Origin of the sequence: Actinomyces sp. HMSC075B09 (assembly GCF_001812395.1) — a bacterium.
Taxonomy (GTDB): Bacteria; Actinomycetota; Actinomycetes; order Actinomycetales; family Actinomycetaceae; genus Gleimia; species Gleimia europaea.
In genome coordinates this window covers 761,792-776,434 of sequence record NZ_KV808731.1, presented here as the reverse complement: position 1 = coordinate 776,434, position 14,643 = coordinate 761,792, and the positions used below count along the sequence as shown (strand labels likewise).

The window sequence follows — 14,643 nt, the reverse complement described above, 5'->3', positions numbered from 1 at the left end:
TGACCTCCCTCTACTTACGAGCGTTTGCTTCTAGACCTTGACGCGGATCGAAGTCAGCGGTCAGCTCACCGAGCTTCGCCACTGCCTCCCTTGCTTCCTTCGACATGTTCTTAGGCACAGCAACCTCAATTTCAATAATGAGGTCACCCTTCTTACGCCCTTTCTTCACGCCGCGGCCGCGGATCCGCAAAAGCGCTCCGGAGGACGTACCCTCCGGTACCTTCACGGTCACGGTAGAGCCATCGAGTAGCGGCACGGAAATACTTGCACCCAGCGCAGCCTCGGCAAACGAAACCGGTAGCTTCATGCGCAAGTTCTGCCCATCCAAGCTGAACACCGGATGCTTCTCAAGCGAGATCGCAACCACGAGGTCGCCCGCAGGCCCCCCGTTCACGCCCGGCCTACCTTTGCCGCGCAAACGAACCTTCTGTCCGTCCGTCACACCGGCGGGTACGCGCACCGTCATGGATCGCCCCTCGACGGTCATTTTCAGCGTCGCGCCCTCCACGGCCTGACGTAGCGTCAAAGTGGTAGCAGCCGACAGGTCAGCGCCCTTTTGCGCGGCCTGACCAAACGCTCCCCTACCCGCGTAGTCCGAGAAATTCGGGTGACCACCCTGGCCGCCACCGGCAAACAGGTTCGAAAGGATATCTTCAAAACCCGCACCGGATGAGCCGCCAGAAGTGGAGAAGCGAACCCGAGAGCCGTTTCCTCCACCACCAAACATGGAGAAAACATCTTCAAACCCAGAGGCAGAACCACCCGGCCCCGCAGAGAAGCGAGCCCCTCCGCCAGCCATTGCACGAATCGCGTCGTACTGCTTGCGCTGCTTCGGATCAGACAAAACCTGGTAGGCCTCGCCAACCGCCTTGAACTTCTCCTCCGCATTCTTATCACCCGGATTCTGGTCAGGGTGATGCTTGCGCGCAAGCTTGCGGTAAGCCTTCTTAATCTCTGACTCCGACGCATCCTTAGACACGCCCAGCGTCTTATAGAAGTCCTTCTCCATCCAATCTTGTCCAGCCACTACTTCTCACCTCCAAAGTTTTGTTGCAATTACTGCGGGTTTGCCACGATGACCTTCGCTGCACGTAGCACCTTGTCATCGATCTTGTAACCCGCCTGGATTACCTGCGCAACCGTTTCCACCTGCACGTCAGAAGATGGTTGCGCCATAACGGCCTCGTGAATCATTGGATCAAACTCATCACCAACTGCGCCGAAGCGCTCAATCCCAAACTGGGAAGCCAGCGTCTGCTCCAACTTGTTCGCAATAGATGCGAACGGGCCGTCCTCTAGCGCGCCCGCATCACGAGCCGCAGCAATGTCGTCCAGCACCGGCATCAGCGCCTCCACGACCTCGCTCTGCCCGATTTTGCGAGCGTTAGACATGTCCGCCTTCGAGCGGCGCACATAGTTGTTGTGCGTTTGCGTGAGGTTGTAATGGTCAGCCCTCGCGCGCGCAAGCTCATCGCCCTGCTTCGCTAATTCTTCGCGCAGCGCCGCCGGATCATCGACGTCCGCTTCCGCGTTGACATCTGCAAGCTGCTCCTCCAAATGCGAAATATCGTTCGGCTCAGCTGGCTGGCCGGGGGATGATTGCGAGCCAGAGCCGGTGCGGGGGTCTTCCCCCGCACCTTCCTCACGGTCCTCGAAGGGATCGCGATTTTGCTCTTCACTCACTTGTTGTCCTCTTCTTCATCGACAACTTCCGCGTCGATGACCTCGTCCTCATTATCGCCGTCAGCGGCCTCACCTTCAGCCTGCTGGGCCTGCTCGGCCTGCGCAGCCTGGTAGACCTCCTGGCCGATCTTCATGCCGGACTCGTTCAGCGTCTCAAGCGCTTTCTTCACCGCTTCGGTGTCGTCGCCCTCAAGAGCCTTCTTTACGGCCTCAACATCGGTCTTGACAGCATTCGCGGTCTCGTCCGAGATCTTGTCCGCCTCATCCTTCAAGATCTTTTCCATCTGGTATACGGTCTGCTCCGCAAGGTTGCGAACCTCCGCGTCTTCACGACGCTTCTTGTCCTCTTCCGCGTGAGCCTCCGCTTCCTTAACCATGCGGTCAATCTCGTCCTTCGGAAGCGCAGAACCGCCGGTGATCGTCATCGACTGTTCCTTGCCTGTGCCGCGATCCTTAGCGGATACGTGCACAATGCCGTTCGCATCAATGTCGAACGTGACCTCAATCTGCGGAATGCCGCGCGGAGCCGGCGCAATACCGGTCAGTTCGAAGGTTCCTAGCGGCTTGTTGTCGCGAGCGAACTCGCGCTCACCCTGGAACACCTGGATCAGAACCGAAGGCTGGTTATCTTCAGCAGTTGAGAAGATCTCCGTGGACTTCGTTGGGATCGCAGTGTTGCGGTCAATCAGCTTCGTCATGAAGCCACCCTTGGTTTCAATACCAAGCGAAAGCGGCGTCACGTCGATGAGGAGGACGTCCTTGCGGTCACCCTGCATCACACCCGCCTGGAGGGCAGCGCCAAGCGCAACAACCTCGTCCGGGTTAACAGACTTCGAGGGCTCCTTGCCACCCGTCATCTTCTTAACCGCCTCAGCAACGGCCGGCATACGGGTGGAGCCACCAACCAAGATCACGTGGTCGATGTCGTTCACCGAAATGCCCGCGTCACGGATCACAGCCTCGAACGGAGCGCGTGTGCGTTCAAGCAGGTCAGCCGTCATTTCCTCAAACTTTGCGCGGCTCAGCGACTCGTCGAGGTGGACGGGCACGCCGTCAACCATCGTGAGGTACTGAAGCGAAATGTTTGTGGAAGTTGCGGACGAAAGCTCCTTCTTTGCCTGCTCTGCCGCGTCACGCAAACGCTGCATCGCTACCGGATCCTTCGAAAGATCGTTACCGGTCTTGCTCTTTACCTGACTGATCAGCCAGTCCACGATTGCCTTATCCCAGTCGTCACCACCGAGGCGGTTGTCACCGGAAGTTGCGCGAACCTCGATCGTGGAGAACTCAGCGCCATCCTCGGTGTCCTTGCCGATCTCGAGGAGCGAAACGTCAAACGTACCGCCACCGAGGTCGAATACGAGGATGAGCTCGTCTTCCTTACCCTTTTCGAGGCCGTATGCGAGAGCAGCCGCGGTGGGCTCGTTCACGATACGGGTTACGTTCATGCCGGCAATGCGGCCCGCGTCCTTCGTTGCCTGACGCTCAGCATCGTTGAAGTATGCGGGAACAGTGATTACTGCATCGGTGATCGGCTCACCGAGGTACTCCTCCGCGTCTCGCTTGAGCTTGCCGAGAATACGAGCGGAGATTTCCTGCGCCGTGTAAGCCTTATCGTCAATCTTCACTTCCCAGTCGGTGCCCATGTGGCGCTTAACCGACATGATGGTGCGATCAACGTTGGTCACTGCCTGGCGCTTAGCGATTTCACCTACCAGGACCTCGCCCGTCTTTGAGAATGCAACAACGGACGGGGTGGTACGCATACCTTCCGCGTTCGCGATGATTGTGGGCTCGCCACCTTCAAGCGTGGCGATTGCCGAGTTCGTGGTGCCAAGGTCGATACCTACTGCACGTGCCATATCAATGGCCTCCTTCATAAAATCAAGTTGAGTCTGTTGCACTCAAGTCTACCTTTCGCGGTTTTCCTGTCAACCCGAATGCTCCAAACTTGAGCCTACTAAGCTCAACCTTTGGGGCCCTTTATTTATTCCCGCCTACCACTCGTTTTAAGTGAACCGCGCCACACCGGACATTTTTCGACAAGAACTTGGACGTGCATTGGCAGATGCTAGGCCGCTAACATCGGGTACATGTCGAGCGAAAATCATGATGAGCGCGGCGAGACCGCACTGGACATATCCGAGGACGCCTTCGCCGCCCTCGTGGAGGAGGTTCTTGCGCAGTTGCCTGAATCCATGCTCGAAAACATCGACAACGTAGCGATTTTCGTAGCCGAAGAACCTGAGGACGGCTCTGACCTGTTGGGGCTTTATGAGGGCGTTGACCTGACCGAGCGCGATGACTACGGATTTGGCGACTTGCCCGACCAGATAACACTGTTTCGCCTGCCGCTGTTGCGCATGTGCGCTGATGTAGACGAGCTTCGGCGCGAGATTCAGGTGACAATCGTGCACGAGGTTGCCCACCATTTTGGCATCGACGATGATCAGTTGCACGAACTCGGGTGGGCGTAGTGACTGCATCTACTTGGCTTACGCTCTTAACGACGTTCACTCTGGCGGTTATTTCACCGGGCCCTGACTTTTTGGCAACGCTACGCATGACTCTTTCAAGGGGACGCAGCCGCGGAATAGCAACGGGCATCGGTATTGGCACGGGCACATCCCTGTGGGCGGTAGGAACAATGGCCGGGGTGATGGCCCTCATTTCACGCTCTGAAACTGCGTTTTTCGCGGTTCGCCTAGTAGGTGCAGTATTTCTTGCAGGCTACGGCATCCGTATTCTTGCCTCACTTATGCGTGCGAGGAATGACGCCCCCTCTGAAAGCACTAATGAGGAGCAGCTGGCACCCTCGAGCGAGCCCTACCCGGCATGGAAGGCATTCCGCCTCGGTTTCTTGACCACAACAGTTGGTAATCCGAAGGCAGTCATCTTTTTCACGACCCTGTTTGCTTCGATGTTGCCGCCCTCGATCACCTTTTTGGAAGGCGGGGCGCTGACCCTGGTGATGGTAGCGATTTCCAGCTGTTGGTTCACCGCGGTTGCCCTCGCCGCCTCGATGCCGGCTTTCGTGCGCGGGTACGAGCGCTTGCACAAACCGATCGATGCCGCACTCGGCGGACTATTCGTAGTTTTGGGCGCGGCTCTGATCCCGTGGGGAACGCTCTTCACCTAAGTGAACGAGCACCAGCGTTACCACACTACGCGCCGAGACTTTAGCCGTCGACAACCTCGCGAATCAGAGCCTTCACCGCTTCGGGGTCGTTGGGCAGATCTACCACGTGGCGGCCGGCATTCATCACCGAAGCGAAACGTTCGGGCACTTCCGGAGTGATTCCTAAAGCCTCTTCAATGGTTTCAGCAAACTTCACTGGAAGAGCGGTTTCGAGGACAACGAGGGGCTGCTCCACCGCTCCCCCACGCAGAGCATCGCGCGCGACCTTCCACGCATCCGCGGTGTGAGGATCAATGAGGACGTGGTCATGGCGGTACACCGACTGGATCGAGTCGATCCGGTCAGCGTGCGTTGAAGAGCCGGAGAGGAAACCGAACTTGCAGCGTGCATCCGTAAACTCACGCGTATCGGCCAGAGAGAACTCGCCGCGAGCGCCCAGCTGGTTCACAAACAGTTCACGCACACGCGCCTGGTCGCGCTCAACCAGGTCAAACACGAAACGTTCGAAGTTGGACGCTTTCGAAATGTCCATCGACGGGCTTGAAGTTTTGAAAGTCTGCTCAGAGGAGCGAACGCGGTAAATGCCGGTTCGGTAGAACTCATCGAGCACATTGTTTTCATTAGTTGCAACAATTAGCCGGTCAATAGGCACGCCCATACTGCGCGCGACGTGGCCGGCAAAAACATCACCGAAGTTGCCCGTTGGCACGGAGAACGAGACCTTATTAGCCGGCGTGCCACTAGCTTGAATCCATGCGGCTACGTAGTACACCACTTGGGCAAGCAGGCGAGCCCAGTTAATCGAGTTTACCGCCCCAATGCTGTAACGCGCTTTAAAGTCAGCATCTGCCGAGATTGCCTTCACCACGTCTTGGCAATCATCAAAAACGCCGTCGAGGGCAATGTTGACAATCGCCGGGTCATCAATGCCGTACATTTGCGCCTGCTGGAATGGCGTCATCCGGCCGGCGGGCGTGAGCATAAAGACGCGGATTCCTGCCTTGCCGAGCATCGCGTACTCGGCCGAAGAGCCGGTATCCCCCGACGTTGCCCCTAGAATATTGAGCTCTTGCCCACTCTTACCCAGCGTGTACTCAAAAAGCTGCCCCAGCATTTGCATCGCCATGTCTTTAAACGCGGCGGTTGGGCCGTTAGACAAGTGCAGTAGCCAAATGTGGTCGGATAGTTGCGTCATGGGCGCAACCTCGCGCGAACCGAAGTTTTCTACGCTGTATGCGCGCCTGCACATTTCCCGCAGGTCCTCTTCGGGAATGTCATCAATGTAGAGGCGCATTACCTCGAAAGCTAAGGCCGCGTAGCCTTCCTCCCGAAAAATCTTGGACCATGTAAGCAACGTATCCGCATCTACTTGCGGGTATTCGACGGGCATGTAGAGGCCACCATCGGGTGCGAGGCCAGCGAGGAGAATCTCGGTGAACGTGCGGGGCTGGTCGGTTGGCACTCCGCGGGTAGAAATGTAGCGCATGCGGTAAGCCTACCGATTTCACACCCCTGGTTCCGATCGTTCCAAAGTGTGGGGCAAAAGTTGCGCGCCACTTTATCCAGGTCTGCGTGCAGGCTACCTCCTCGTTTTAGAATGAAGAAAATTATCAACCACAAGGGGGATACATCATGGCTATCACGATTGTGAATGAGGCATCGAAGGCTGTTGTTGACGGCATGAACAAGCTACTGCCGCAGCTTTCATCGTCCGCTACTTCAATGAGCGAAGAGGACGTGACACGCTTTTTGGACCAGCCTTCCACAACACTGTTTGTGTACACGCCAGATGATGATCCGGACAACATTTTGGGCATGCTAACGCTGGTGGTGTTTGAGATTCCGACGGGTATTCGGGCCTGGGTTGAGGACGTTGTGGTAGCCGAGGAAACTCGCGGTCAGGGTGCGGGCCGCCAGCTGGTGGACGCATCGGTTGAGTACGCGCACAAGATTGGTGCGAAAACCGTGGACTTGACGTCACGCCCCACCCGCGAGGCAGCGAATCGCCTGTACCGCCGAGCCGGTTTTAAGCAGCGCGAGACCAATGTTTACCGCTATAACTGCTAGTTTGGATACGTGAGTATTTTTAGTGATGCAGAAGTTAATCAGGTAGAGGATTTTGGGAAGTTCATTGAGGCTTCCCCCTCTTCTTTTCACACAGCACGAGAGATTGCCGCCAGGCTGAAAGCCCACGGGTATTCGCAGATGCTTGAATGCGACCCGGTGGATGTCACGCCTGGTGGCCATTTCTTTGTGCGCGATGGCGCGGTGATGGCATGGTTCATTCCCGAGGAGGTAACCCAGCCGGCCTTCCGGATTGTTGGTTGCCACACGGATTCGCCAGGTTTGAAGGTAAAGCCGTCCGGCTCTTCGAAGTCACCCGACGGTTGGGGCCAGATTGACGTCGAGCTGTACGGCGGCCTGTTGCTGAACTCGTGGCTGGACCGCGAGATCGGGTTTGCCGGCCGAATTATGGACCGTCACGGCAACGAGCATTTGGTTAAGACAGGTCCGATTGCACGCGTTCCCCAGCTGGCGATTCACTTGGATCGCGATATTAACTCAGGTTTCAAGCTGGACCGGCAAAAGCACATGCAACCGGTGTGGACACTGGGCGATAAGTCGCTGTTTACACATTTGGCGCAACTCGCGGGCCTGGAATCAGAGCGAGACATTGTGGGCCACGACCTCGTGTCATTTACGGCGCAAGCTCCGGCTCGTTTTGGTTTGGACGAGGAGTTCTTCGCAGCTGGCCGGCAAGACAACCTATCTTCAGTACACGCCGGCCTCACCGCATTAGAGCGCATGGAATCTTCCGATTTTGCTGATATTGCGGTGTTTGCTGCATTTGATCACGAGGAGATCGGGTCTTCCACCAGGTCAGGAGCGTCGGGCCCGATCCTTGAATCTACGCTACGTCGGATCGCGGCTGGCCTGGGCAAGGATGAGGACGGCTACCATCAGATGCTCGCGGGCACCACGTGCGTGTCTGCTGATGCCGGGCATTTTGTGCACCCGAACTACGCGGAACGCCATGATCCAAACAACCATCCGATGCCGGGTAAGGGCCCGCTACTGAAGCTGAACGCGAATCAGCGTTACGCTTCAGACGCGGTGGGTGCCGCGCTTTGGGCGCGCATGTGCGAAGCAGCGGGCGTGCCCGCGCAGGCGTTCGTGTCCAATAATGCGATGCCGTGCGGCTCTACCATTGGCCCGCTAACGGCAACGCGTTTGGGTATCACTACCGTCGATGTGGGCATTGGCCTGCTGTCGATGCACTCGGCTCGCGAAATGAGCCATGTGAGCGACCACTTGGCGATGTCGCGCGTGCTCGAAGAATACTGGAAGGGCGCATAAGCGCCCGTCTCGCGTAATCTAACGCAACAGCCCTTCGGTTCCGCTTAGGAAACGAAGGGCTGCTTTTGTTACGCCAAGAACGCGTAGATCGCCGGCACCAGCAGGATCTTAAACACGATTGAGGAGGCAAAGAGGGCCGCGTAGGCCGACTCGATGCGCTCGTCCGCAACCTTCGCGGCAGCGGCCTGCATGATCGCGGGCTGTCCGAGGAAGCCGGCAACGCCACCCGCAGTACGAGGGCCGGACAGCTTCAGCAGACGGCCAGCAATGGCAAGCAGGGTAGCAGAAATCAAGGTGATTGAGGTGGCGAGGATCGCAGCCTTCCAACCGAGCGAGGTAACCACGACCTCCTTGAATGCGGGCCCGGCACCAAGACCAAGAGCCGCCAGGAAGAACAGGAGACCCAGCTGGCGCACCGTGAGGTTCACGGATTCTGGCATGGACCAGATCAGGTTGCCGGTGCGGCGAAGCGCACCAAGCACCATGCCAACCACGAGCGGACCGGCCGCTGCGCCAAGCGAGAACATCGCGCCTCCGGGCATGGGAACAGACACAAGGCCAAGAAGCAGACCGAGCACCATGCCCAGGCCAAAGGTGAGGGCGTCCACCTCGGCGATACGACGATCCGAATCGCCAAAGAAACTACGCACCGCGCTCAGCTGCGAAGACGGGACGGAAACCGAAACTTCGTCGCCGGGTTGTAACGCCAGTTCGTCTTTAGCTAGCAGCTCTAGATCGCCGCGTGTAACGCGCGTAATGATGCCGCCAAACTTGACGGGAATGTTGAGCTCCGCGATGGTTCGTCCGGTCATGTCCGAGTTGGAGACGCGGATCTTTTCGAAGTCCACCGCTCGCCTGTCGTCTGCAATGTGAACGCTGGATTCGTATCCGAGGATATCGATGGTTTCGTGTACGCGATCTTCAATTCCAACTACGACAACGAGGTCATCCGGCTGGAGTTCTTCGCCGGGAACAACCACGCGGGTCTTGTCGCCGCGGCGAAGGTAGGACAGACGCACGTCCTGGCATGCCCACGGTTCGATTTGGCGCAGGTTGATGGTCTTTTGAACGTGCGCGGTGCGGGCTACAAGGCCGGCGCCAGCAAGTGAAGGCGTATCTTTTTCGCCCTTCCAGGGCCGCTCCACCACGATGGTGACGATGATGATGCCAACGATGACGCCAAACGGATAGCCCACGGCGTAGCCGGCACCCGGAGTTGCAGACCCGGTGACGCGCAGCGCGGAGTCGAGGGCCGGCGCGGAGGTGAGGGCGCCGGTAAACAGCCCGGTGGATAGCTCGGCGGGAATCTGGAGGAGTTTGCCTCCCACAACGGTGACGACGCCGGCAGCGAGGGTCATGAGGGCGGCCGCGCCGATCAGCGGAGCTTGGCTCTTCAACTGCTGCATGAAGGTGCTGCCAGCGGCCACACCTACCGTGTAGGTAAACATGGCGAGGCCGATGGACTGCAGTAGAGACATGTTTTGGCCGAGGTCAGGGTAGGCAGCGGACAGAGCCAGGCCCACGAAGATGGCTCCTGCCGCACCGAACTTTAGGTGCCAAAACTTGATCTGGCCGAATGCGGCGCCTAGGGCCACTACCAGGAAGAAAGTGAGGATAGCGCTTTGGGATAGTATTTCGAACACGCTCTTAGCCTATGCCACGGCTCCTATAGCATGGGAATGTGAGTGATGAATCCGTCAGAGTAGACACGTGGCTTTGGAGCGTGCGGCAGTTGAAGTCGCGTTCTCAAGCTACCGCCGCGTGTAAGGCGGGGCACGTGAAGATCAATGGTTCTACCGTTAAACCGTCCCAAAAGGTGAGTGTGGGCGATACGGTGACGTATCGTTTTCAAGGTTTTGATCGCGTGTTAGAGGTAGTTCAGATTCTGCGTACGCGTGTGGGCGCTCCGATTGCTCAGAAGGCATATGTGGATCATTCAGAGCCGCGGCCTGAGGCTTACGTGATGATGGCGCTTCCTCGCCGCGAGCGCGGTTCAGGCAGGCCCACTAAGCGCGAGCGTCGCGAACTGGATCGCCTGCGTGGTCGCGATACAAACACCGGCCGCATTTGAGGCCCCGTTAAGCGTTTTCGAGGCCCTCCAACTGCTCTAGCGCCCGGTTCCAAGTTCCGTAGACCTGGCGAATGTTTGAGCCGGATGGGCGCCCATTTTCTTTAGCCCACTCGGCGTATCCGGCGTACGAGGAGCCGGTTTGCGTCCTCTCGCATTCCGCGAGGTAAGCGCGAATGGCGCGAATCCGATCAGCTTCACTAAACCGGGCGTTCCTTCGCCCAACTTTCCCGTCGCTAGACGCCGCGAGCCCACACGCTTTCATCGCGCCGGCCCACGTTCCGCCAAAACGCTGCATGATGGTTTGGTAAGTGGGTGGCCAGAGCCTCACTCCGCGCGCGGATTTAAGCCCCAGTTCAGGCAGGATCTCGGCCCTAATTTGGTCATACTTTTGTGCCGAAAGAGAGGAACCCTCCCCCTCGTCTGCCCGACGCTTAGAAGCGGCCGCAAGCGCAAGGATTTGCTCGGCTCTGCCCTCCGGATCAGCCACGCCAAGGCCGGCGAGGATAACGGCGAGCTCCTCGGAGTCCTCGTCTGTTTTAATCGGAGCGAGGCCGTGGGTGCGCGCAAATGCGTAGTGGATCGCGACTTTTAGCACACTGTCTGAGAAAGACTTAAGTTGGCTCATGTCTTAAAGTTACTATGGTCTACTGACCTGTTTTGCGCGCCTTAAAGGCTGGTTCTCATTCGGGTCAATGCTTGTTGGGAGTTTTCTTGCTTTTCAAATTGGCTTGGAAGTTTTTACACCGCCGCATTCCCACACTGCTTGGTATCTTTCTTTTGCAGATCGGGGCGACGGTAGCCGCTCTGTTTTTACCTGATTTGAATGCTCGAATCATTAATGAGGGCGTCGTGGTTGGCGATACGGCAACGATTTGGCGCCTGGGTGGGTTGATGATCGCATTCACTGTGGTTCAGATCGTGTGCTCAACGCTGGCAATCATTTTGTCTGCCGTTGTGTCGATGAGGCTGGGACGCTGGCTGAGGCGGAAGCAGTTTGTGAATGCGCAAACGTTCTCCACGGATCAGCTAACCCACTTTGGGCCTCCATCTTTGATTACGCGCACAACCAACGATGTGCAGCAGGTGCAGATGGTTACGTTCATGACACTAACCATGGCCGTGATGGCGCCACTGATGGGTGTGGGCGCGATTGTGATGGCGTTGCGCCAAAGCGTCCAAGTCTCGCAAATGCTACTGGTGGTTGTGCCCTTGATTGCGGCGGTAATCGGCCTGGTGATGTGGAAGATGGTGCCACTGTTTAAGACGCAGCAAAAGCGCATTGACCGCATGAACACGGTGCTTCGCGAGCAGCTTTCAGGTATGCGCGTGATCCGCGCATTCGTGCGGCAAGAAACTGAGCGCGCCAAGTACGAGCAGGTCAATACTGAACTGCGCGGGGTAGCCATGAAGATTGGCGCTCTATTTGCGTTTATGTTCCCCGCCACGCAGCTGGTGATTTGGACCGCGCAGGTGCTGGTCATATGGTTTGGCGGCCACCTGATTGCGGCGGGCAACATGGAGGTTGGATCGCTGATCGCGTTCATCAACTACCTGATGCAAATCTTCATGGCGGTGATGATGGCCGGCTTCATTTTTGTGATGGTGCCGCGCGGCTCCGTGTCCGCTGAGCGCATCAACGAAGTACTGGTAACCGAGTCCAACTTGCACGTTCCCAGCCATCCCAAGGCTCTGGCGTGCCCCGCTGAGTTCAGTTTAAGCGATGTGACCATCAGCTACCCGGGAGCCGAGGCTCCCGTCCTCAAGAACCTGTCCGTGAACTTCCCGCGCGGGTCCGTAACCGGAGTGATTGGTCCAACAGCCTCGGGTAAATCTTCGTTAGTGAACGTGATTCCACGCCTGTTTGACGTAGTTGGCGGCGAAGTTCAAATGAACGGCGAAGACGTGCGCGACTACCGCCTGTCCGAGGTACGCCGCCGCATTTCGCTAGTGCCGCAAAAGGCGTACCTATTCTCAGGCACGATCGCCTCGACGGTTTCGGGCAGCTCGGATGAGAAACTGATTGACCGTGACCGAGTTGAGTGGGCGCTTAAGGGAGCGCAGGCTTACGACTTCGTCTGTGCCCTCGATGAGGGAATCGATTCCGAGGTAGACACGGGCGGCCAGAACTTCTCGGGCGGCCAGAGGCAGAGGCTCGCGATTGCGCGCGCACTCTACCGCGACGCGGACCTGTACATTTTTGATGACTCTCTATCCGCCCTTGACGCAGCTACTGAAAAGAGGCTTCGCGATGGCCTGTCCGAGTATGTGGGCGAGGCCGCAGTGATCGTTGTTTCACAAAAGACGTCCTCGATTGTGGATGCGGACCAGATTTTGGTGCTTGGCGAGGGCCAGGCGCAAGGTCTTGGCACGCACTCGCAATTGCTGCGCGACTGCCCGCTTTATAGCGAGATCGCAAGCTCGCAGGTTGGGGAGGCAAAATGAGTTCTCGAAACGACGCTTACAAGAACGACACCAAAGATTTCTGGGGTTCTGTAAAACGCTTATTTGGCGAGCTTAGCCCGGAGCATTTGCGCATCTGGCTAACCGTATTATTGACGGCCCTTGCTGTGTCCCTCACGGTTGCGGGCCCGAAGCTACTGGGTGATGGCACAAACATCATCTTCAACGGCGTGGCCTCTAGCTTCATTCCCGAGGGTATGACGAAGGCCGAATACGTGATCCAGCTGCGCGCGCAGGGCAATAATCAGCTGGCGCAAATGCTGGAATCCATGAACCTCACTCCTGGTTCGAGCGTGGATTTCGAGGCTCTTGCCCGCGTTCTCCTGCTTGCTTTCGCGGTGTACGCATTGGCTTCTTTGGCCTACTTCAGCGTTGGAATGATTGTTCGCAAAATCGTGCAGAACACGGGCTTCACTCTGCGCAAGAAGGTGCAGGACAAGATCGATAAGCTCCCGCTTTCCTACATGGATTCACACAGGCGCGGCGACCTCATGTCGCGCGTAACTAACGACGTGGACAATGTAACGCAGTCTCTAACGCAAATGATTCAGCAGGTGCTTGAAAGCTTTCTGACCATCATTGGCATTTTGTTCATGATGTTTTGGATTTCGTGGCGCCTGGCAATCCTCGCGATTATTGCGATCCCGCTTGGCACCGTTGCGGCCGGTTTGATCGCAAAGAAGGCCCAGCCCTACTTCCGCCAGCAATGGAAGGCCACGGGGCAGCTGGGCGGCATTGTTGAAGAGGCCTACACGGGTCACGAGGTCATGCAGGCGTTCTCAATGAACGATGAATTCCTCAGCCAATTCGATAGGGCGAACGAGAGCCTGTACGACTCAGCCGTGCGAGCGCAGTCGATTTCTTCGCTCATGCGCCCAGCCATGATGCTCACGTCCAACATTTCCTACATTCTGGTTGCGGTTGCGGGTGGCCTGCAGGTAGCAGCCGGTGCGATTTCGCTGGGCGGCGTGCAGGCGTTCATCCAGTATTCGCGCCAGATTGGACATCCGATCTCCGCCCTTGCTTCGCTAGCTACGCTGGCGCAGTCGATGGTTGCTTCCGCAGAACGCATTTTCGAGTTCCTCGACGCGCAGGAAATGGATCAGGATGCACCGAAGGAAAGCCCGGTAGATTTGCGCGACGCGTCGATTACCTTTGAACGCGTGCGGTTTGGTTACGACCCGGAAAAGCCCGTTATTCGTGACCTCAGTTTGACGGTGGAGCCTGGCCACATGGTTGCTATCGTCGGCCCCACGGGTGCCGGCAAAACTACGCTCGTGAACCTCTTGATGCGGTTCTACGAGATTGATTCGGGCAAGATCGCGATTAATGGCCGCTCAATTGCAGACATCAATAAGGATGATTTGCGCGCGGGAATCGGCATGGTTTTACAAGACACTTGGCTATTCGAGGGCACCATTGCTGAAAACATCGCTTACGGTGCGAGCCGCGACGTTTCGACGGACGAGGTAGTCGCTGCTGCGAAGAAGGCGCAGGCACACTCGTTTATTCGCCACCTGCCGCAAGGATACGACACGGTTGTGAAGGCTGAGGGTTCCAACCTTTCGCAGGGTGAACGCCAGTTGCTAACCATTGCGCGGGCCTTCATCTCTAGGCCGGACATCCTCGTTTTGGATGAAGCCACTTCTTCTGTTGATACGCGCACGGAAGCCGTGATTCAAGAGGCGATGGAGCGGTTGCGCAAGGGCCGCACCTCGTTTGTGATTGCCCACCGGCTCTCTACAATCCGCTCGGCGGACGTGATTTTAGTTCTTGAAGATGGTGACGTGGTTGAGCAGGGCAGTCACGAAGAACTGCTCGCCGCGCAAGGAGCTTACGCGAAGTTGCACGCGTTGCAGTTCGAAGAATAAACCTGGCGCGAGCGCTTAATGAGAATCAAGACATGAGACAGACACGCACAGAACGTATATTT

General features: G+C 57.4%; 13 protein-coding genes. 7 read left to right on the top strand and 6 right to left on the bottom strand.

Annotation, left to right across the window (positions count from 1 at the left end; all coding sequences use genetic code 11):
* Positions 1-10: 10 nt before the first annotated feature.
* The 3 genes from HMPREF2854_RS04290 to dnaK are packed head-to-tail and all read right to left on the bottom strand — an operon-like array spanning position 11 to position 3,545.
* Positions 11-1,027 carry a DnaJ C-terminal domain-containing protein gene (locus HMPREF2854_RS04290; RefSeq protein WP_070619369.1) on the bottom strand — a complete coding sequence of 339 codons (1,017 nt, stop codon included), beginning with the start codon at positions 1,025-1,027 and terminating at the stop codon, positions 11-13.
* A gap of 29 nt (positions 1,028-1,056) precedes the next feature.
* Positions 1,057-1,683, bottom strand: a complete 627-nt coding sequence (locus tag HMPREF2854_RS04285) for a nucleotide exchange factor GrpE (protein ID WP_070619366.1) — start codon at positions 1,681-1,683, stop codon at positions 1,057-1,059.
* Complete coding sequence (dnaK, locus tag HMPREF2854_RS04280) at positions 1,680-3,545, bottom strand: molecular chaperone DnaK (protein ID WP_070619641.1); 1,866 nt, start codon at positions 3,543-3,545, stop codon at positions 1,680-1,682. Before dnaK ends, HMPREF2854_RS04285 begins: the two co-directional genes overlap by 4 nt.
* A 231-nt stretch (positions 3,546-3,776) precedes the next feature.
* Between dnaK and HMPREF2854_RS04275 the strand changes: the two genes are divergently transcribed.
* Together HMPREF2854_RS04275 and HMPREF2854_RS04270 are read left to right on the top strand one after the other, a co-directional pair.
* Entirely contained in the window at positions 3,777-4,160 is a 384-nt protein-coding gene (locus HMPREF2854_RS04275; RefSeq protein ID WP_070619364.1) for a metallopeptidase family protein, read from the top strand.
* Positions 4,160-4,822: a LysE family translocator gene (locus HMPREF2854_RS04270; RefSeq protein ID WP_148130888.1), complete on the top strand. Its 663-nt coding sequence runs from the start codon at positions 4,160-4,162 to the stop codon at positions 4,820-4,822. Before HMPREF2854_RS04275 ends, HMPREF2854_RS04270 begins: the two co-directional genes overlap by 1 nt.
* A gap of 40 nt (positions 4,823-4,862) precedes the next feature.
* Here the strand turns inward: HMPREF2854_RS04270 and thrC are convergent, their stop codons facing one another.
* The gene (thrC, locus tag HMPREF2854_RS04265; protein WP_070619358.1) at positions 4,863-6,308 is read right to left on the bottom strand and encodes a threonine synthase; all 1,446 of its coding nucleotides are present in this window, start codon (positions 6,306-6,308) and stop codon (positions 4,863-4,865) included.
* A gap of 146 nt (positions 6,309-6,454) precedes the next feature.
* On the opposite strand from thrC, the gene HMPREF2854_RS04260 reads away from it, so the two are divergent.
* Positions 6,455-6,889 carry a GNAT family N-acetyltransferase gene (locus HMPREF2854_RS04260; RefSeq protein ID WP_070619355.1) on the top strand — a complete coding sequence of 145 codons (435 nt, stop codon included), beginning with the start codon at positions 6,455-6,457 and terminating at the stop codon, positions 6,887-6,889.
* A gap of 9 nt (positions 6,890-6,898) precedes the next feature.
* The gene (locus HMPREF2854_RS04255; RefSeq protein WP_070619351.1) at positions 6,899-8,179 is read left to right on the top strand and encodes a M18 family aminopeptidase; all 1,281 of its coding nucleotides are present in this window, start codon (positions 6,899-6,901) and stop codon (positions 8,177-8,179) included.
* A gap of 68 nt (positions 8,180-8,247) precedes the next feature.
* Here HMPREF2854_RS04255 and HMPREF2854_RS04250 read toward each other — a convergent pair whose 3' ends face one another.
* On the bottom strand, positions 8,248-9,822 hold the full coding sequence (locus HMPREF2854_RS04250; protein WP_070619349.1) for an aspartate-alanine antiporter-like transporter: 1,575 nt from the start codon (positions 9,820-9,822) through the stop codon (positions 8,248-8,250).
* Between the two features lie 38 nt (positions 9,823-9,860).
* On the opposite strand from HMPREF2854_RS04250, the gene HMPREF2854_RS04245 reads away from it, so the two are divergent.
* A complete protein-coding gene (locus HMPREF2854_RS04245; protein WP_070619344.1) occupies positions 9,861-10,250 on the top strand; it encodes an RNA-binding S4 domain-containing protein in 390 nt (129 codons plus the stop codon).
* A 7-nt stretch (positions 10,251-10,257) separates the two neighbouring features.
* Here HMPREF2854_RS04245 and HMPREF2854_RS04240 read toward each other — a convergent pair whose 3' ends face one another.
* The gene (locus tag HMPREF2854_RS04240; protein WP_148130887.1) at positions 10,258-10,875 is read right to left on the bottom strand and encodes a hypothetical protein; all 618 of its coding nucleotides are present in this window, start codon (positions 10,873-10,875) and stop codon (positions 10,258-10,260) included.
* Positions 10,876-10,961: 86 nt separating this feature from the next.
* Between HMPREF2854_RS04240 and HMPREF2854_RS04235 the strand changes: the two genes are divergently transcribed.
* The gene (locus HMPREF2854_RS04235) at positions 10,962-12,692 is read left to right on the top strand and encodes an ABC transporter ATP-binding protein (RefSeq protein WP_070619338.1); all 1,731 of its coding nucleotides are present in this window, start codon (positions 10,962-10,964) and stop codon (positions 12,690-12,692) included.
* Positions 12,689-14,581 carry an ABC transporter ATP-binding protein gene (locus HMPREF2854_RS04230; protein ID WP_070619335.1) on the top strand — a complete coding sequence of 631 codons (1,893 nt, stop codon included), beginning with the start codon at positions 12,689-12,691 and terminating at the stop codon, positions 14,579-14,581. Before HMPREF2854_RS04235 ends, HMPREF2854_RS04230 begins: the two co-directional genes overlap by 4 nt.
* Positions 14,582-14,643: the final 62 nt, after the last annotated feature.

What these genes read in the sequence shown, in the direction of transcription:
- HMPREF2854_RS04260 (WP_070619355.1), top strand. Translation starts at nt 6,455, where the DNA reads ATGGCTATCACGATTGTGAATGAGGCATCGAAGGCTGTTGTTGACGGC.
- HMPREF2854_RS04230 (WP_070619335.1), top strand. Translation starts at nt 12,689, where the DNA reads ATGAGTTCTCGAAACGACGCTTACAAGAACGACACCAAAGATTTCTGG.
- HMPREF2854_RS04275 (WP_070619364.1), top strand. Translation starts at nt 3,777, where the DNA reads ATGTCGAGCGAAAATCATGATGAGCGCGGCGAGACCGCACTGGACATA.
- HMPREF2854_RS04240 (WP_148130887.1), bottom strand. Translation starts at nt 10,875, where the DNA reads ATGAGCCAACTTAAGTCTTTCTCAGACAGTGTGCTAAAAGTCGCGATC.
- thrC (WP_070619358.1), bottom strand. Translation starts at nt 6,308, where the DNA reads ATGCGCTACATTTCTACCCGCGGAGTGCCAACCGACCAGCCCCGCACG.
- dnaK (WP_070619641.1), bottom strand. Translation starts at nt 3,545, where the DNA reads ATGGCACGTGCAGTAGGTATCGACCTTGGCACCACGAACTCGGCAATC.